The sequence below is a fragment of the Sporolactobacillus pectinivorans genome, assembly GCF_002802965.1.
GTDB classification, from domain to species: domain Bacteria; phylum Bacillota; class Bacilli; order Bacillales; family Sporolactobacillaceae; genus Sporolactobacillus; species Sporolactobacillus pectinivorans.
The window spans coordinates 3,123,566-3,141,316 of the sequence record NZ_NXGA01000001.1; the positions used below are offsets into that span (position 1 = coordinate 3,123,566).

Sequence of the window (17,751 nt, forward strand, 5' to 3'; positions counted from 1 at the left end):
TAATACATTGAATCCGGTACGTTTCGATGATAGCAATACATGATCGTCACCTCTTTAAAACTTAACCTTATAAATGAAGCATATCGCTCATGTTATAACGCGTCAATCCGGACGTGCATTGAAGCAGCTCAGCCGACAGACCGATCGCGCCTCCATCTTATGTCTCTTGGCTGATTAATTTTGAATCATGTATGATAGACTTATCAATTCATAGTTAGGGTCTGACAACGATGAAAATTGCGGTCTGTGACGATGACAAAACCCAGCGCGACTACCTGGCCTCACTTGTGCATAAGTGGGCGGAACAGAGCGATGGACACACGGTCGTTGAAACTTTTGCAAGTGCTCAAAGGTTCCTTTTTTCATGGCAAGCAGATAAAAGCTACGATGCACTGTTGCTCGATATTCAGATGCCCGGACTGAACGGTATGGATCTGGCCCGGACCATACGTCAAAGCGATGAATGGCTGGCAATCATTTTTATCACAGGTTATTCGGACTACATGAATGAAGGTTACGAAGTCTCCGCGCTTCATTACCTGATCAAACCTGTAAAAGAAGAGAAACTTTTTTCCTGCCTGGATAGAGCCTCAAAAAGAATGAAGATTGAGCCGAAGATGCTGCTCTTTGAATCAGAGAGTGAAATGATCCGTATTCGTCAGGATGAGATCATCTGTGCTGAAGCATTTGCCCACTCAGTCGAAATAACAACTGTGACTCAGCGTTATAAAATAAATCTGAACATAGCTCAACTGGAAAGAGCGCTTGAGCCTGCCTTATTTTTCCGCCCGCATCGTTCTTATCTGGTCGGGCTTAACTATATCCGAAGATTTGGAAAAAATGAAATGATCCTTGATAATGGACTTCTGATACCCGTTAGCAGGCGCCGCTATCAGGCCGCTAATCAAGCTTTCATCGATTTTTTCAAGGGGGCACAGTAATATGATCTATTTATGGATACTGGTCCCTCCCGCCGCTGTCATTTTAGCCGCCATATTATACCGGATCATCAGCAGCGGCATTTCCCGCCATATTGACAAGCGCATTGCCGGGTACCAGAACGATCTCCTGGCCAAGCATTATGAGGAAGTTCAGAATATCTATATGAAAATGCGCGGCTGGCGCCATGACTACCATAACCATATTCAAGTGATGAAAGCGCATCTGGCAATGGAACAGCTGGATGAGTTGAAAGACTACCTCGACATGCTGGATCATGATCTGCAGACGGTGGACACCGTCATTAAAACAGGGAATATTAGGCTGGACGCCATTCTGAACAGCAAGCTCTCATTGATGGCTGTCTATCGGATCAAGGTCAATGCCAAAGCGCAAGTCCCCGCCTCACTCTCCGTCAATGAATACGACCTGTGCAGCATCATCGGCAACTTGCTCGATAACGCAATGGAGGGCTGTGAAAAAGTAACACAGATTGAAGATCGCTTTATCCGGATCTATATTGGTGTATTCAAGGGACAACTTTACATATCTGTCACAAATTCAGCCGGCGAGATGAAAAAAATCCGAGCCGGAAACTATCTGACCACAAAAGGCAACGGGCATGGATTCGGATTGAAGCGAATCGACACCCTAGTTAAAAAATATCACGGGTACCTCAACCGCCAGAATGAACCCGGTGTCTTTGCAACCGAGGTGATGCTTCCGCTGTAACAACTTGTAGCAGGGGAATATTTGTACTTCTGCTGTAACCAATCTGATGGGAGCAAGCTGATCTGGCCCCGCTTTGACTGAAACACAGAAGGTGAATAAAACCCCTTTTTAATAAAAATAACCGTTCGTGCGCGATTCCATACCATTCGTGCACGTTTTCTTATATCCGGCAGGCCGCATGCTACAGTAAGACCATAAGGAGCTGATTCTTTTGAAGGCACAAAAAACGAATGCCAAGCCCGCATATTCCACATTTCAAAATGTCGGCTATGTTCTTAAAAATTTATGGCACTGGAACAAGAAATTGTTTCTTGCTTGCGTTACGCGTGTTCCCGTTCTCGTCTTCCTGCCTTTTCTAGGCATTCTGATGCCAAAACTCGTCATTGACTGCCTGACCGAAAAAGTGAGCCCCTGGCAATTTGCAGCAGTGATTGGACTGGCGACGCTGGGTATTATCACCTGCAATGTGATCAGCCAGTCTCTGGACGGGTGGATTAGATGGAATGTAACGTCCATCCGAACCAATTATATTGTGCTGATGTATCGCAAAATCATGGACACAGACTATGAAAACCTGGAAAGTCCGGAAGGGCAGAATAAGCTGGAAAAAGCCCACCAGGCGACGAATTCCAACAGTAAGGGAACTGAAGCGATCGTTCATGCACTGATCCTGCTGGCCGCCAATCTTTTCGGTATCGTGCTTTACGGGGGCGTACTCGCTGCATTAAATCCGCTGATTATCGCTTTTCTGCTAGGCACCGCAGCGGTCGGTTTTTTATTCTCGCGGCACGCTCAAAACTATGAGCACTGGCACAAAGACGACTGGACACCAATTGAAAAAAAGCTGGATTATCTGATTGACAAGTGCGACGATTTTTCATCCGGCAAAGACCTGCGTCTTTACCGGATGACCCGCTGGTTCGGACAACGGTTCGGCTCACTGATGGCCGAACGCACCCTCTGGCTCCAGCGCATCGCCCTTCGCCATTATCTGGCCGACGGTGCAGTCGGAATCATGGCACTTTGCCGGGATAGTCTGGCCTATGCTTACTTGCTATATCTTGTTCTGAACGGCCGGATGACAGTCGCAAATTTTACCCTCTATTTCGGAACAATTGCCGGATTTTCGACCTGGCTCACCGGTCTGACGGACCAGCTCTCGAAGGTCCAGCACATGAGCCTGGAAATCTGCGACGTCCGCGGTTATCTGGACATCAAAGATCATTTCAATCGCGGCAAGGGAACCCCTCTTCCTGAAAAAGAAAAATGGCCCTGTTCAATAACGTTTGATCATGTCACATTTTCCTATCCCGGGGGAGATAGAAAAATTCTCGACGATGTCAGCCTGCATATCCGTGCGGGCGAGAAGATTGCTCTTGTCGGCCTGAACGGTGCCGGAAAAACGACGTGTATCAAATTGTTGTGCGGTTTCTATCATCCGACATCCGGACGGATTCTTATCGATGGCAAAGATATGGCCACTTTCAACAGAGATAACTATTACAAGCTGTTCACTGCAGTTTTTCAGGATATCCATATACTTCCGGTTTCCATTGCACGCAACATTGCACCCCGGCTGAACCAGCCGATTGATTTTGATAAAATCAATCGTTGTCTGCAGCTTGCCGGATTAAAAGAAAAAATAGACAGTCTGCCAGGCGGGCTGAATGCAATGATGGTCAAGGAAGTGAATGAAGGCGCTGTGCAGTTCTCCGGCGGGGAGCTTCAGAAATTACTGCTCGCGCGTGCATTGTACAAAGAGTCTCCCGTTCTGATACTTGACGAACCAACCGCCGCGCTCGACCCGATTGCCGAGAACGAGCTCTACCAGCGCTATGGAACACTTGCATCGGGGAGAACATCACTGTTTATTTCTCACAGGCTGTCGAGCACCCGATTCTGTGACCGGATTATTTTCCTGTCGGACGGCAAGATCGCCGAATCCGGAACACATGACGAACTGATGAAACAGAGCGGAAAATATGCGCGATTATTCGCGATCCAGAGCCATTACTATCAGGATCATGTCGCAGAAAAAGCAGCCGGAGGTGAAGCTTATGAATCAATCAGTACATGCATCTGTAGTAAAAAATAAACTTCACATTCTTTGGCACAGTCTGGGACTGATCCAGCGGAAGATCCCTTCCCTGCTTCCGGCGACCGTCGCCGGAGCTCTGCTGAAATCATTCAGCCCTTTTATCACAATCTTTTTAACGGCACGAATAATTGATGAACTTTTTGGCGCACGATCGATTACCCGGCTTGCCTGGTATGTCGGCGTTGCAGTTTCTCTGAATCTGATTATTTTCCTCACGCAAAAAGCGATGGAACGGATTAAAGACATGGGCACGTACCAGCTATACTATCATGGTTTTAACGAGCTCGATCAATTGATTCTGAGCACCGATTATGAGAATGTGGAGAAACCCGATTTCCATCTGAAGAAACAGAAAATCGATGAAGCCTGCAACATGAGCATGAGAGGAATCTGGCAGCTTCCGGAGCTGACAGATCTGTTCATTTCCAATCTCTGTGCCGTTATTTTTTCAATCGTGCTCGCCTTTCCTCTCTTTATTGTTTCTTCAGCCAGATCCCACTCCTTTTTCGATTCACCTTGGCTGTCTCTGCTGTTTTTGGGGCTAATTATACTTTCATCCGCTTATTCGGTTATGTCGAATTCCCGGTTCAGCAAAGTAGTTTTCAAAAAAATGGACGGCATGATGCCGATCAATCGTGCTTTTTCGTTTTACTGCAAGTTAATGGAAGATCACCATTCGGGAAAGGATGTCCGGATTTATCAGCAGCAAAAACTGATCGACCAGGCCTATTATCATTTTAATCAAAAATTTCTCCGGCTTTTCTGCATCGATGCTTCAAAAATGCAGAGCCGTTTCTTTGGCATCAGTGCCGCCATCTCCTCGCTGATCAGCGGATTCGTTTATCTGTTCGTCGGCATAAAGGCGCTGGTCGGCCTGATCAGCATCGGCTCGGTCGTTCAGTACGTCGGGGCGATCAGCCAATTCACTGCCGGTTTTTCACAGTTAATCACATCGGCGGCTGACAGCTGGCAGAATCTCGATTACATCAAACTTTATTTTGATTTTCTTGATACACCGAATCCAAAATACAACGGCACACTGCCTGTCGAAAAACGGACGGACAACGATTATGAAATAGAATTTCGGAATGTGTCCTTCACGTATCCAGGCGCCAAGACGTATGCCCTGAAAAATCTTTCACTAAAAATAAAGATCGGGCAGCATCTCGCGGTCGTCGGCAGGAACGGATCAGGAAAAACGACAGCCATCAAACTGCTCTGCCGCCTCTATGATCCCCAGGAAGGCGAAATTCTGCTCAATGGGATCAATATACAGAAATATGATTATCAGGAATACCTAAGTCTTTTCTCCGTTGTTTTTCAGGACTTTCGGCTGTTCGCCTTCTCTGCCGGCCAGAATGTCGCAGCAGATGTGAATTACGACCGGAAACGCGCGATGGATTGCCTGGATGAGGCCGGTGTCGGTGAACGTATCCGAAAGATGGCTAAAGGTCTGGACACGCCTCTTTATAAGATCGATGACGGCGGCGTTGAAATCTCCGGCGGTGAAGCTCAGAAAATTGCGATTGCCCGTGCGCTTTATAAAAATGCCCCTTTTGTTGTTCTTGACGAACCGACTGCCGCGCTGGATCCTGTGGCAGAATACGATATCTATTCCAAATTCCAGAAAATTGTCGGTAATAAAACGGCCATCTATATTTCGCATCGGCTGTCTTCCTGCCGTTTCTGCGACACTATTCTCGTGTTCAACAAGGGTGAAATGATTCAGCATGGCAGTCATAACGAATTGATTCATGATGAAAAAGGCCAGTACTACGCGCTGTGGCAGGCGCAGGCACAGTATTATAAAGATGATAAACGAGCTTTTTCCAGTTGATTGTTTTCGCCCATAAAAATTTATGATATTGTTTTCATAGTATAGGATTTTAAAGATGGGGATGAGTTATTTTATGAGTGACAGCCTTTTTTACGGCAGTCTAGTGCGGCTTGCCGCCCGAAGAACTGACGATATTGATGTCATGGTCCGGTGGTATGAAGATGCGGAATATCTTCGCAACGTGGATACAGATATCGCTCTTCCCAAATCGAAAAACCAGCTGGAAGCGGAAGAAAACAATGAATCCACTTCTATTGAATTCAGACTGCGGACGATTGACAAGGATGACCTGATCGGCTTCGTGGCCCTTCACAGTATAGAATGGAATAATCATTCAGGGCTTTTGGCAATCGGCATCGGAGAATCCCAAAACCGCAATAAAGGCTATGGAACAGATGCCTTGAAAATCATTCTTCGCTATGCTTTTCATGAACTGAATTTAAATCGTGTTGGTCTGGATGTCATTGAATATAATACACGTGCTATCCGGGCTTATGAGAAAGCCGGATTTCGGCACGAGGGGAAAATGCGCGCCGCCGTGAACCGCGATGGAAAGTTCTATGATCGTCTGATCATGGGTATTTTACGTTCAGAATGGGAAGCGTTGAACCAGGACTGACAATATAGCTATTTTTCTTAGCTCTGAAGCACAACTAATTGGCAAAGAAGGAGCGCGCTCTGCCGTTGCCCTCAGCCATAAAAATATGTTGCCTCACAATAAGAAATCGGTCGCTGCACAGAAAAATCATTTATCACTGTTATTTTCCTTACACGATTAGCTTCGGGGGACATGACTCGCTTGATCTTCAAGTCTATGATGTCCGTGTTTTAAAAAAACGTGAATGAGAGCCCGCTTAAGCTAAGCAGGCTCTCATTTATGATCCATTTATTTCTATTATTTTGCAGCTTTAGCTTTTTCAGCGAGCGTTGCAAATGCTTTTTCGTCATGAACAGCCAAGTCGGCCAGCATCTTACGGTTAACTTCAATGCCGGCTGTTTTCAGTCCGTAAATCAATTTGCTGTAAGACAGGCCGTTGATACGCGCCGCAGCGTTGATACGCGCAATCCACAGTTTGCGGAAATTACGCTTTGTCTGACGACGATCACGATAAGCGTAAGTAAGGGATTTGAAGACCTGTTGCTGAGCTACTTTGAATAATTTATGTTTTGCGCCGAAATAACCCTTCGCAAGTTTGAGCACTCTTTTGCGTCTGCGCCGAGTCACATATCCACCTTTAACTCTTGCCATTGTAAAAACCTCCTAAAATAGGTCGTCCGAAACATCCGGGAAAAAAGCTGTTCTCCCTTTCGGACGAACATAAAAAAATATAACAAATCTTGTTGTGTTCTTTTGATTAAGCGTTGATCATTTTTTTGACTTTTTTCGCTAAAGTAGATGTTGCGATGGCACTCTTGCGAAGATTGCGCTTTTGTTTCTGAGACTTGTGAATCATCATATGGCTTGTATATGAGTGGTTCCGTTTCATTTTTCCGGTACCTGTTTTCTTGAAGCGTTTTGCGGCACCTTTGTGCGTTTTCATTTTTGGCATGAAAATTCCTCCCGACGGAGCTGGCTAAAAGCAGCCGATGAAACCTTTGCCTCCTGCTCCAATAATTGCTGTTTTACTTCTCGGCTTTCGGGGCCAGCACAAGGAACATGCTACGGCCTTCCATTTTTGGCCTGGCCTCAACGACACTGACTTCGGCACATTCTTCAGCGAGTTTTTCAAGAACCTGGCGTCCAAGATCAGAGTGCGTGATTGCACGTCCCCTGAACCGAACCGATACCTTGACTTTGTCGCCCTTTTCAAGAAACTTTTTCGCATTGCGCATTTTGGTATTAAAGTCATGATCCTCAATGCTTGGGCTTAAACGAATTTCTTTGATGCTGATTACTTTTTGATTTTTACGGGCTTCCCGATCCTTTTTCTGCTGTTCGAAACGGAACTTGCCATAGTCCATAATGCGGCATACCGGCGGTTTCGCACCGGGAGCCACCATGACTAAATCAAGATTGGCATTCTGAGCCATCACCAAAGCTTCCGCCTTGGTCTTAATGCCAATCTGTTCCCCATTCTGACCAATCAGACGAACTTGCTGAGAACGGATCCCCTCGTTGACAATCATGTCTTTGCTAATATTGAGCCACCTCCAGATTAATTTGAGCAAAGCCTTTGGCTGTAAGAACATAACAAAAGATGCAGGCACACAAACGCCCGCATCATTAATTCAGTCAAATATTCAAACCTGACAACAACATTTCTGCATCGTTCAGGTGAGAAGCCGGGCGCCTCTGCTTTTACTCATTATTCATTAACCTATTCACTATAGCATGTCAATGCTCATATGGCAAGGCTGTGATCAGCACTTTCTCATTGTAGAGAAAAAAGTTGCATTTGTAAAGAAGAGATGCGAAATTTTTTTCACACCATTCTCAAAGATTCATTATTTGAGCGTGTCAGCCAATATCTGTTTCCCGATTATTTGACAACAGGTTTTTTCGTTATCCGATTTTTAATTTCTTCGAGTATCTGAGTTTTGAATGCTTCGTATGGAACTGTATTTGTTTCTTTTTCTCCGTATTTACGGACATTGAGCGTGTTGTCTTCGATCTCATGATCGCCAATGACCAGCGTATACGGAATCTTATGTGTCTGAGCATCCCGGATCTTATAATTAAGTTTCTCCGCACGACGATCAGCGTGCACGCGGATACCGGCCATTTTCAGATCATGTTCGAGTTTAGAGACATAGTCCAAGTGCACGTCCGCAACCGGAATCAATTCAACCTGAACAGGCGCCAGCCAGGTTGGGAACGCTCCTGCAAAATGCTCGATCAGTATTGCGAAGAATCGGTCAAGCGAGCCGTATATCGCACGGTGAATAACAACCGGGCGTACCTTTGCGTTATTCTCATCAATGTAGGTGAGATCAAATTTTTCCGGCATTTGATAATCGAGCTGAATCGTCGCGCACTGGTGGCTCCGCCCAATCGCGTCCTTAATGTGAAAATCAATCTTCGGACCATAGAAAGCACCGTCGCCTTCGTTAATTGTGTACGGCATGTTGATCGCCTTCAGCACGCGGCTCAAAGCAGCCTCCGCCTGATCCCACATTTCAATGCTTCCCATGTGGTCTTCAGGGCGGGTAGAAAGCTCAACCGTATACTCGAAACCGAATGTACTGTAAATTTTGCCGATCAGCCTGAAGATATTCTTAATTTCACTTTCAATCTGATCCGGGCGAACGAAAATATGCGCGTCGTCCTGACAGAATGTGCGGACACGAAGCATACCGTTCAGCGCTCCGCTGAGTTCGTGGCGGTGAACCTGACCGAATTCAGCAATGCGTATCGGCAGATCGCGATAGGAATGCAGCGTATCTTTATAGATGAGCATGTGACCCGGGCAGTTCATTGGCTTCAGCGCATAATTAACATCGTCCACTTTTGTGAAGTACATATTTTCATGATAATGATCCCAGTGTCCGGAGTTCTCCCAGAGCCTCTGATTCATCATCAGAGGCGTGCGCACTTCTTCATAATCATCCTGACGCTGCAGCTCGCGTGAGAAATTTTCCAGCTCCGTGCGAATAATCTGTCCGTTCGCCAGATAGAAGGGCATGCCGGGCGCCTCTTCAGAAAACATGAAAAGTTCGAGCTGCTTGCCAAGCTTGCGATGATCTCTTTTCTGTGCCTCCTCGCGGAAATGAATGTAGCTGTCCAGATCCTTCTGGCTGAAAAATGCCGTTCCGTAAATGCGCTGCAGCATTTGATTATCGCTGTTGCCGCGCCAGTATGCACCGGAAATAGTCATCAGTTTGAACGCTTTGATTTTTCCGGTTGACGGCAGGTGCGGGCCGCGGCACAGGTCAAAGTATTCGCCCTGCGAATAGATTGTAATCTTCTCACCTTCCGGGATATCGCGGATCAATTCTATCTTCAGTTCATCCCCTGCCTCTTTAAAGCGGCGGATCGCTTCCTCACGGCTGACTTCTTCACGCCTGATTTCCAGGTTTTCTGAAATGATTTTCTTCATTTCCTTCTCAATTTTCGGCAAATCTTCAGGTGTCAGATTCTGATCCAGATCAATGTCATAGTAGAACCCGTCTTTGATCGCAGGTCCGACGCCCAGCTGAATCTTGCCATAAATTCTGCGGATCGCCTGCGCCATTACATGCGTTGTGGTATGGCGCATGATCTGCAGAACTTCCGGATCATCAGCTTTTAAAATTTCCAGCGTTCCGTCTTCTTCCAGTGGATGCCTCAAATCGATAAACTGACCATTGAATTTTCCGGCAAGCGCCTGTTTCTTCAGCCCTTGGCTGATTGAACCGGCAATATCTTCGGTGGTCACTCCGGACTCGAATGCTTTGACACTTTGATCAGGAAATGTAATGTGAATGGCCGACATAAGTAACACCCCTTCTGTATTTGTTTCGGCGATTTCTTTGAAAGAATAGGTGATTGGTGAAATCGCGAAAATGCAAAAAGAAAGCACCCGTTCCCAAAAGGGACGAGTGCTTTCTCGTGGTTCCACCCTTGTTCCTGCGCAGCCGGATACTGCAGGCTAACAAAAATTTTTGTCATGCCGCTTGTATCATGCTGACACAGCTCAAGATTTTGATAACGGAAAAAACCCGTTGGCAGGTACTTAGGTTCTCCGCCAAAGTTCAGAGGTGGTAAATTCTTCCTGCCGCCGGAAACTCCCACCAACGTCCCCTCTCTGAAAACGGCACCGAAAAATTCATGTCCTCATCTTCACCGATCTTCTATCAAAGTATAAATCGATTATAGGACGTCCGCCGATGAAAATCAAGCCCGCCCAGCACGGCCATTAAAAGTTCAAGCTTTGACTTTATCATGATGATCCATCAGAAAGTCAAAAAGCATGGCATGGCTAACCTGATCCGCCTCTTTTTCCAGATCAAGCTGGCGAAGAATTTCCAGCCCGATCGGGAGCGTCGTGCCCGCAGCCCGCGACGTGATAATATTGCCGGAGACAACAACCGGGTCCTCCGAATAGTCTGCATCTTTGATATGGCTGCGAAAATCCGGATTACTTGTTACTGTCTCGCCCTTCAATACCCCAGCGCGTTCAAGGGCAATCGGTGCCGCGCAAATTGCGGCAACCTTTTTCCCGTTATTTTTATAAAAACGAATCAGCTTCTGAGCCCGTTCATCATCCCTCAGTGTCGTCGCGCCCTTAGTACCGCCGGGAAGATAGATTCCGTCAAAGTCAGTCAGCCCGTCGTCCTCAATCGTTGTATCCGCCTGTATCACAATATGCCGCGATCCCTCAACAAGTTTGCCGCCAAGCGAACAGAGCACCACTTCGACGCCTCCCCTGCGCAGCACATCAATCGCCGTAACCGCTTCTGTTTCTTCAAAACCTTCCGCGAGCAAGACCAGAATCCGCTTCACGTCCATCGCCCCCAATAAAGAATTTCAACTGCTCCTATCGTAGCATAACCATGAGAAGCCTGACAAAGATCCGGTACTGAGGTTATGTTAATTAACAGTCCAAGAAAAGACGATTACGCTGTCTCCAGGGTGTAAAAAAAGCCGACAGTCTATTGACTGCCGGCAATTACTGAATCAGAATACTTTGGTCTGGTCTAATCCCGCCTGTTTCTTTTGTTTCAAGTTTTATCATCATTTTCTTCTCCTCCTGTAGACTTATTTTTTCTCTGCCCGAAATTAGTGGATATAACGGGAATATACCATACGCCTGGTCAGTATTTCATCGCTCATTGATTTGATCCGCTGAAGATCCTCGTAACGGCTGCCCGATAGTTTCTGCTGCCGTACTGAGACAGTCAGATTCAGCGCAAATAAGTTGATACTTAGCATACGTAACCCTCCTTCCTGTCGCGGAATTGTTTCTTTTAAGAACCCGTTCCCTGCAATAATGCTATTTTCCCTTGTAAGCAATGTTTGCATGTTTGTCTCCCCCAATTAAATTTATATTTATATAAAAGTGCTCCGGAAAGGAACAGCTTTATACGCAAAAAAGCCGCAGGACAGTGAGCCTGAGCAGTCTTTTTATAAAAGGGCACAAAAAGACCGCAGTCAGCTTTTGACCTGCGGTTGGTTTCAGTTCATATTCAAAATTTAAAAATTAACGAAGTGAAAGTGTCATTGCCGAGGCCATCAGAAAACGATATGCAATTGTTGAAAATGAATGAACTGTTTTGTTAATCGTCAACATATCCTGATGCCTCCTTAAAGTTCTTAAATCATACTTCTACAGTATATATGGAAAACTTTTCTTTGTAAAGCTTATTTAGCCCGGATTATTGATACCCCGCCTCATTTTCTGCATGAAAACTGCCGGGAAGAAAGCACACACGATCTTCAAAAACCTGGTGCAGTGTCCGCATGATGCTATGCTCTGGGCGGTCTGTGTAAACAATCACCTGCTTCGGTGCCAGAGCGATCAGCGTCAGTATAATCGACGGCTCCGCCTCAATGCCCCACTGCTTGAGCAATGGATAGAAAGAACGGACGGATTGGACATTTTTGATCAGCCGATGCTTGTCATCAAAAAGTCTGAAAGGGTGTTCATCAAATACCTCGATTTTATCACAGAGAGGACGATAAGCACGGATAATCCGCCGCAGCTTATCGATAAAAACCTGATATTCCTGTTCAAGCTTGTATTCGTCAATAGCAATCTCCACAAATTGGCGGAGTACATCACGGTAAGCAGTCAGCCTGAAGCGGAGGATGGACTGAAAAGTAAAAGTGCTGTGATCTGAAAGGATACCCTCCATGGATTTAATGATCAGTTGCCGTCTGTCAGGAAGTGTCCCGGTCTGTGGCAGGTCGCTTTTCTCTCCGGCAAAAATTGCCGTAATAATGCTCAGAATCTCAATTTTTTCTTCAGGCTCCGTGAAGAAGTAATGCTTTTCAATAATTTCAAGCAACCATTTTCTTTCAAATCTTTCAATAATATAACGAGATATTAAAAAAGCCAGTTCCCCATAATCCGCTGCTGTAGCGGGAAATATCACCAGTCGGCTGTTGATCAGGAGAGCACTGGCCTCCTGCCGAAGTGCGGCGGGCAGTTGTCTGTAAAGGTCCACTGCTTCCTGTGTCGTTTCAAACACGATCTCCAATCGCTTATCCTCCCCGTCCTATTCTTTATAACCACTATATGGGGGAAAGTTCCGGATCATGCGCTGAATGACCTGTTCCAGTGAAAAAATCTTTTCTCTCATCGACTTGAATGATGGCCAAAAAACAAATTTCGGTCTGAGGGCCTGGGATTGATTTAAGAAAAAGCAGTTATCTGCGGTTCGCTCCCTCCATTTTCACAAGCGTTGTGAAATGGCGGATCCGCTCCATAAGACGCTTCGCTTTTACATTCTCAACGCCACTCTTTTGAGAATAAGAAAAGTGGTCTTCAAGTTCATCATAATTAAAATTGGAAGTATATAAAGTTGGCAGATGCTCCATCATGCGATATTGCAGAATGCTGCCAAGCACTTCATCACGAATCCACGGGGTCATGGTCTCCGCACCAATATCATCAAGTATCAATACAGGCACCTTTTTCAGGACATCAAGTTTCTTGTCCACCGTATTATCCTGAATGGCACCCTTGATCTCTCTGAAAAAATCGGGTGTGTAAACAATCAATGAAGCAATGTGCCGGCTTTCGGCAAGGCTGTTCATGATTGCTCCCATTAGGTACGTTTTTCCGACACCGAATTGCCCGCAGAGATACAGCCCTTTTGCCGCTTCAGGTTTGCTGAGATAAGAACGGACAAAATCGCCGGCCGCCTTAAGCGCCAGCTGACGCCCTCTTTCAAGCTTGTCGATACTTTTAAATGTTGCCTGCAGAATATCCTTAGGAACGTAATAGCTTCTGATCAAGTCACTCTGACGCTTTCGGACTTCACTTTCGAGCAACAACGGACAAGGGGTAAAGGTCAACGTCAGGCTGCCCTTATCATTCAGCAGAAGCGGTCTGTAACCGGCCATCATATTGGGGCAGTGGTCAAGACCGGGGCAGTGATCACAATGTTCCCATTCCTCGGTAAACTGATAGAGCCTGGAAAGATGCCTTTCCCACTCATTCCTGCCCATTTGCGGATTTTGCTCAGCAAAACTGAGGACTCTGGGATTTTCTTTAATTTTTATCATGATGCGATCACGTTCGGCTTGAATTGCCTGCTGATCAGCTACGTCTTGAATCAGCGATTTAATCGGCTCCATTTCCTCACCCCCTTGTCATTCGTAATTCAGATACTGTTTAAATAATCGTCAAGCCATTTTGCCCTTTTTTCTGCCTCTTCATCAGGCACTTCCAATAGCTTACTGCTCTGCTTCCCATTCATCCATTCCGGAACAACTTCCTGATGCACGCGATCCGCTGTTTTGCGCCCTGTCGCCGTCGTATTTTTTTTAGGCACCTGAGCCTGACGTTTGCGTTTCTCATCGCGGGCTATCGACATGGCCTGACGTACAGTCCGGACATTCGCCCTCGACCACTGCGCCGCAATTTTTTCAACGAATGACTTGTTTAAATTGTTATGGTTCACTTGCACGATATAATCAACTAAAACATTGATCACGCCCGGGTTCAGTTTCGTACTGAACATTAGATTCTCGATCAGGCGCAGGTCCGGAAGCTGCGGTTTGCTTCCATGTCCCAGCTGTTCGAGCAGCTGATACGGGGAACTTGTCTCGTACCAGGCAATCAGTTGTTCTTCCTCGTTTTGCGGTTTTTTGCCGTCCATTTCACGATCTCTTGCCGGCTGTGTCCGTTCATAAAGGGACGGCATTTCATCGGTACCGTGTTCCAGGCGATAGAAATCACGTACTTCCTTTCTCAACGCATCAATGTCAACCACTCCTGTGTGAAGCGATGCAGTTTCAATCGCGCGACTCATATCAAAGGGATCGGTATTATAAACAAAAGCCAGTTTTTCAACGGCGGAACGGATCTTATCGTCCAGCGCGTCTTCCGGAAGGATAGCATCTGAGAGATACCCTTTCAAGGCCTTAAAATCAAAGGGCTTTCTAAAGCGTATCGCCCCTGATTTACCGCGCTTTTCCCAGCTCAGGCCACCGGGATCAAGCTGCCGCTCCTCATTGGCTTCGCTGGTGGGCACGGACTCAAATACTTCATCAAAAGAAACAGAAAGATCCTCGAAATCATCTTCAGGGCGTGTTTTATCAATAAAAAGATTACTGAGCCGTTCAAAGTCCCGTGGACCGACCTGATGATACAAAAAAGTACTGAGCAAATCATCATGAAAAAACTGTTCCGGTTTCAGAGGTGGAAGGATTTGATAAATAAACAAGCCGGAATCTGAATGCTTCTTCTTCAATGTCCGAAGCAACCCGACGGCTTCAAGTTTCTTCCTGGCTTTCAGTATCCGGTCCAGTGAAAGATTCATGAACCCCATCAGCTGGTGATGGGTCACTGAAAAATGACCGTCCTGTGCATCTTTTTCCTGCCAGAAAGTAAAGTACAAACTGGTTGCCTCGATTCCAATGAGCGGCTGATAGAGACAGGTAATGATTTTCTGATCATAAAAATAAAGCAGGCTTGCTGCCCTGACTTCATACCGGTCACCCGGCAGCACCTCCTTCCAGGATTGAATCATGCCTGTTCCCCCTTTTTTATAGCTCAGTTATTAACTGCATCTGGAAAAACCCGAAATTCCCGCAGCCTTTTTAATCCAAAAACGTTTAAGCCCGGGCAATTTTATTTTCGAATTTCTTCAAAAAGCTACTAAATGATTAGCAGCGAATTCTCCGTCATCCCTTCGAAAAAACTCTTTTAGGCGGCGTAAAAAGTCATCGAATGATCAGCGGCGAATCTCAACGCCCTCCTCAGTTAAAAGGATCTTCTGCTAATAGGAAAAGGATCTTTCGCTAATACGTACACGTCCTGTGTACAACGCAGAAATCAGCACATCCTGTGCCAGTTCATGTAGCGTCAATCTACGCTCCGGCCCTCGCAACTTCGCTGCCTCCACCTTCCGACGGTCATGGATGACCTGGTGCAGGCGTTGTAACACGATGTTGCATTTTTGGCCCGCGACTGTTCTCCCTCGTCACTTTTTTAAACAGGCTCTTTTATGAGTTTTTTCTGTTGTTTTTTTCTGTTTCCAGTTGGTCCTTAAGTTCCTGAATTTCCCGTGCGAAGACATTAATGTCCTTAAACTGCCGATAAACCGACGCAAAGCGCACATACGCAACCTCGTCCACCTTTGCCAGCTCATTCATAACCAGTTCACCGATTTCATGGCTCCTGACTTCAGAACGTCCTTCATCACGAAGCGCTTTTTCCACTCGATTGGCAATACGTTCCAGCTCTTCAAGCGGAACCGGGCGCTTTTCACAGGCTTTAATTAATCCGCGCAATATTTTATCCCGGCTGAATGCTTCACGGGCATCTTCTTTCTTTACAACAACAAGCGGAATTTCTTCTACTTTTTCAAATGTAGTAAAGCGATAGTGGCAGTACTCGCATTCTCTCCGTCTGCGGATCGCCCTTCCACTGTTCACAGGACGAGAGTCCAGAACTTTGGTCCCATCTTTTTTACAGCTTGGACAGCGCATAATTCCCACCTCAATCGCAGTTTTGGATGATAATTTTATTTTATCCTAACAGAGGCCGGATGAAAAGCGGCCGCCTGGCCAAGAGTTTAAAATCTAAACGATCTGTCACATGATCATCCATTGTTTTAACAGTTTCACCAGTTGTTCCTCAGTTTCCCGAATTGTTCCGTTGTTATCGATCACCGCGCTCGCTCGCTTTTTCTTCTCCTCCAATGGCATCTGGGTGTTAATCCGTGACAGCGCTTCGGCCTTTGTCAAACTATTTCTGGTCATCAGCCTCTGAATCTGGTTGTCTTTTGTGGCATAAACAACGATCGTTTTGTCAGTCCAACCTTCAAACGAGCCTTCAAATAAAAGCGGCACATCCAGAAACACAACAGGAGCCCCCAGAGTTTCAAGTAATTTAAGCTGCTTACGCATCTCAGTGCGAATCAGCGGATGAATCATCCGATTCAGATTTTTCCTCTGATCCTCATTATGAAAAATCAGGTTGCCCAGCTTCGAGCGGTTCAATCTTCCGTCTTCAAGCAAGATCCTGTCACCAAAGACGGCGGCAATCCGTCTCAGCCCTTCGCTGCCGGGGATAACAACATCGCGAGCGATCCGGTCGGCATCGATCAAATGATAGTTGTGGTTTCTCAGCCAGTCCGATACAGTGCTTTTGCCGCTGGCTATCCCTCCGGTCAGTCCGATTTTCAGCATTATTTTTTCCTTCTCTTCTGGCATTTCGGGCAGAAATGTGTACCGCGGCCATTAACTTTCATTTTTTCAATCGCAGTGCCGCAGCGGACACAGGGCATTCCTTCACGGCCGTATACTTCCAGCTTCTGCTGAAAAAGGCCCATATGACCCTGGCTGTTTACAAAAGTCCGGACACTGCTTCCGCCCAGCTCAACCGCTTCACCCAATACGTTAACAATCGCCTGACGTAAAGCGGAAATCTCGGAATCCGAAAGTTCTGCGGCCGGAGTCAGCGGATGAATCCGGGCGCGGAACAATGATTCGTCAACATATATATTTCCAAGTCCGACAACAGCCCTCTGATCAAGCAGCAGGGGTTTGACGGACCTTTTCGTTCCACGGCAGGCGGTTGTCAGGGCAGGAATAGAAAATTCAGGAGAGAAGGGCTCAGGACCGAGCTTTTTAAGCGGAAGGCTGTTCCATTCTTCACCCTTCCGGAACAGATGCATCGTGCCGAATTTGCGGACATCGCGATAGCGGAGTGCCGTCCCGTCCGTAAAATGAAAAATGACATGCGTATACCGGTCGACAGGAACATCTTCTCGTTCCAATCTGTATCTTCCTTCCATCCGCAGATGTGAAACCACAACCTGACTGTCAAAACAGAGCAGCAGGAACTTGCCTCTCCGCCCAACATTGTGTAACGTCTCACCTGTAAGCAAACGAGCGAATTGTTGAACATCGCGCGGCCTGCGGATGATATTGGGCCAGAGAATTTCTACATTCTTGACCGTTTTTCCGATCACCAGCTCATTCAATGTTTGCTTGACAGTTTCTACTTCAGGCAATTCCGGCACAAAAAATATCCCCTTTAATTTTTATTTA

The 17,751-nt window shown here is 46.3% G+C and carries 17 protein-coding genes; 5 read left to right on the forward strand and 12 right to left on the reverse strand.

The window, feature by feature from the left end:
* The first annotated feature begins 230 nt into the window (after positions 1–230).
* The 5 genes from COP04_RS15350 to COP04_RS15370 all read left to right on the forward strand — a co-directional run bounded on the left by COP04_RS15350 (position 231) and on the right by COP04_RS15370 (position 6,225).
* Positions 231–941 carry a LytR/AlgR family response regulator transcription factor gene (locus COP04_RS15350; RefSeq protein ID WP_100488817.1) on the forward strand — a complete coding sequence of 237 codons (711 nt, stop codon included), beginning with the start codon at positions 231–233 and terminating at the stop codon, positions 939–941.
* A gap of 1 nt (position 942) precedes the next feature.
* Positions 943–1,671 (forward strand): sensor histidine kinase, encoded by a 729-nt coding sequence (locus COP04_RS15355; protein WP_100488818.1) that lies wholly within the window; start codon positions 943–945, stop codon positions 1,669–1,671.
* Positions 1,672–1,882: 211 nt separating this feature from the next.
* Positions 1,883–3,766: an ABC transporter ATP-binding protein gene (locus tag COP04_RS15360; RefSeq protein WP_100488819.1), complete on the forward strand. Its 1,884-nt coding sequence runs from the start codon at positions 1,883–1,885 to the stop codon at positions 3,764–3,766.
* Entirely contained in the window at positions 3,729–5,606 is a 1,878-nt protein-coding gene (locus COP04_RS15365) for an ABC transporter ATP-binding protein (RefSeq protein WP_157800336.1), read from the forward strand. Before COP04_RS15360 ends, COP04_RS15365 begins: the two co-directional genes overlap by 38 nt.
* 73 nt (positions 5,607–5,679) lie before the next feature.
* Entirely contained in the window at positions 5,680–6,225 is a 546-nt protein-coding gene (locus COP04_RS15370) for a GNAT family N-acetyltransferase (RefSeq protein ID WP_100488821.1), read from the forward strand.
* Positions 6,226–6,501: 276 nt separating this feature from the next.
* Here COP04_RS15370 and rplT read toward each other — a convergent pair whose 3' ends face one another.
* From rplT to mutM, 12 genes are all read right to left on the reverse strand, one after another.
* Positions 6,502–6,855 carry a 50S ribosomal protein L20 gene (rplT, locus tag COP04_RS15375; protein WP_100488823.1) on the reverse strand — a complete coding sequence of 118 codons (354 nt, stop codon included), beginning with the start codon at positions 6,853–6,855 and terminating at the stop codon, positions 6,502–6,504.
* A 106-nt stretch (positions 6,856–6,961) separates the two neighbouring features.
* A complete protein-coding gene (rpmI, locus tag COP04_RS15380; RefSeq protein ID WP_100488824.1) occupies positions 6,962–7,156 on the reverse strand; it encodes a 50S ribosomal protein L35 in 195 nt (64 codons plus the stop codon).
* Positions 7,157–7,229: 73 nt separating this feature from the next.
* Positions 7,230–7,733 (reverse strand): translation initiation factor IF-3, encoded by a 504-nt coding sequence (gene infC, locus COP04_RS15385; RefSeq protein WP_157800404.1) that lies wholly within the window; start codon positions 7,731–7,733, stop codon positions 7,230–7,232.
* Between the two features lie 353 nt (positions 7,734–8,086).
* A complete protein-coding gene (thrS, locus tag COP04_RS15390; protein ID WP_100488826.1) occupies positions 8,087–10,018 on the reverse strand; it encodes a threonine--tRNA ligase in 1,932 nt (643 codons plus the stop codon).
* Between the two features lie 431 nt (positions 10,019–10,449).
* Complete coding sequence (locus COP04_RS15395) at positions 10,450–11,028, reverse strand: DJ-1 family glyoxalase III (RefSeq protein WP_100488828.1); 579 nt, start codon at positions 11,026–11,028, stop codon at positions 10,450–10,452.
* 276 nt (positions 11,029–11,304) lie between these two features.
* Positions 11,305–11,457: a hypothetical protein gene (locus tag COP04_RS19745; protein WP_157800337.1), complete on the reverse strand. Its 153-nt coding sequence runs from the start codon at positions 11,455–11,457 to the stop codon at positions 11,305–11,307.
* A 443-nt stretch (positions 11,458–11,900) separates the two neighbouring features.
* Positions 11,901–12,716, reverse strand: a complete 816-nt coding sequence (locus COP04_RS15405) for a putative sporulation protein YtxC (RefSeq protein WP_239984999.1) — start codon at positions 12,714–12,716, stop codon at positions 11,901–11,903.
* 178 nt (positions 12,717–12,894) lie between these two features.
* The gene (dnaI, locus tag COP04_RS15410; protein WP_100488831.1) at positions 12,895–13,827 is read right to left on the reverse strand and encodes a primosomal protein DnaI; all 933 of its coding nucleotides are present in this window, start codon (positions 13,825–13,827) and stop codon (positions 12,895–12,897) included.
* 26 nt (positions 13,828–13,853) lie between these two features.
* A complete protein-coding gene (locus COP04_RS15415; RefSeq protein ID WP_100488832.1) occupies positions 13,854–15,224 on the reverse strand; it encodes a replication initiation and membrane attachment family protein in 1,371 nt (456 codons plus the stop codon).
* Between the two features lie 475 nt (positions 15,225–15,699).
* The gene (gene nrdR / locus COP04_RS15420; protein ID WP_100488833.1) at positions 15,700–16,185 is read right to left on the reverse strand and encodes a transcriptional regulator NrdR; all 486 of its coding nucleotides are present in this window, start codon (positions 16,183–16,185) and stop codon (positions 15,700–15,702) included.
* Positions 16,186–16,290: 105 nt separating this feature from the next.
* On the reverse strand, positions 16,291–16,890 hold the full coding sequence (coaE, locus tag COP04_RS15425) for a dephospho-CoA kinase (protein ID WP_193437480.1): 600 nt from the start codon (positions 16,888–16,890) through the stop codon (positions 16,291–16,293).
* Positions 16,887–17,723 carry a DNA-formamidopyrimidine glycosylase gene (gene mutM / locus COP04_RS15430; protein WP_100488835.1) on the reverse strand — a complete coding sequence of 279 codons (837 nt, stop codon included), beginning with the start codon at positions 17,721–17,723 and terminating at the stop codon, positions 16,887–16,889. The genes coaE and mutM overlap by 4 nt, the downstream gene beginning before the upstream one ends.
* Positions 17,724–17,751: the final 28 nt, after the last annotated feature.

What these genes read in the sequence shown, in the direction of transcription:
- thrS (WP_100488826.1), bottom strand. Translation starts at nt 10,018, where the DNA reads ATGTCGGCCATTCACATTACATTTCCTGATCAAAGTGTCAAAGCATTC.
- COP04_RS15415 (WP_100488832.1), bottom strand. Translation starts at nt 15,224, where the DNA reads ATGATTCAATCCTGGAAGGAGGTGCTGCCGGGTGACCGGTATGAAGTC.
- COP04_RS15350 (WP_100488817.1), top strand. Translation starts at nt 231, where the DNA reads ATGAAAATTGCGGTCTGTGACGATGACAAAACCCAGCGCGACTACCTG.
- rpmI (WP_100488824.1), bottom strand. Translation starts at nt 7,156, where the DNA reads ATGCCAAAAATGAAAACGCACAAAGGTGCCGCAAAACGCTTCAAGAAA.
- COP04_RS19745 (WP_157800337.1), bottom strand. Translation starts at nt 11,457, where the DNA reads ATGCTAAGTATCAACTTATTTGCGCTGAATCTGACTGTCTCAGTACGG.
- COP04_RS15365 (WP_157800336.1), top strand. Translation starts at nt 3,729, where the DNA reads ATGAATCAATCAGTACATGCATCTGTAGTAAAAAATAAACTTCACATT.
- COP04_RS15370 (WP_100488821.1), top strand. Translation starts at nt 5,680, where the DNA reads ATGAGTGACAGCCTTTTTTACGGCAGTCTAGTGCGGCTTGCCGCCCGA.
- dnaI (WP_100488831.1), bottom strand. Translation starts at nt 13,827, where the DNA reads ATGGAGCCGATTAAATCGCTGATTCAAGACGTAGCTGATCAGCAGGCA.
- infC (WP_157800404.1), bottom strand. Translation starts at nt 7,733, where the DNA reads ATGATTGTCAACGAGGGGATCCGTTCTCAGCAAGTTCGTCTGATTGGT.
- COP04_RS15355 (WP_100488818.1), top strand. Translation starts at nt 943, where the DNA reads ATGATCTATTTATGGATACTGGTCCCTCCCGCCGCTGTCATTTTAGCC.
- nrdR (WP_100488833.1), bottom strand. Translation starts at nt 16,185, where the DNA reads ATGCGCTGTCCAAGCTGTAAAAAAGATGGGACCAAAGTTCTGGACTCT.
- rplT (WP_100488823.1), bottom strand. Translation starts at nt 6,855, where the DNA reads ATGGCAAGAGTTAAAGGTGGATATGTGACTCGGCGCAGACGCAAAAGA.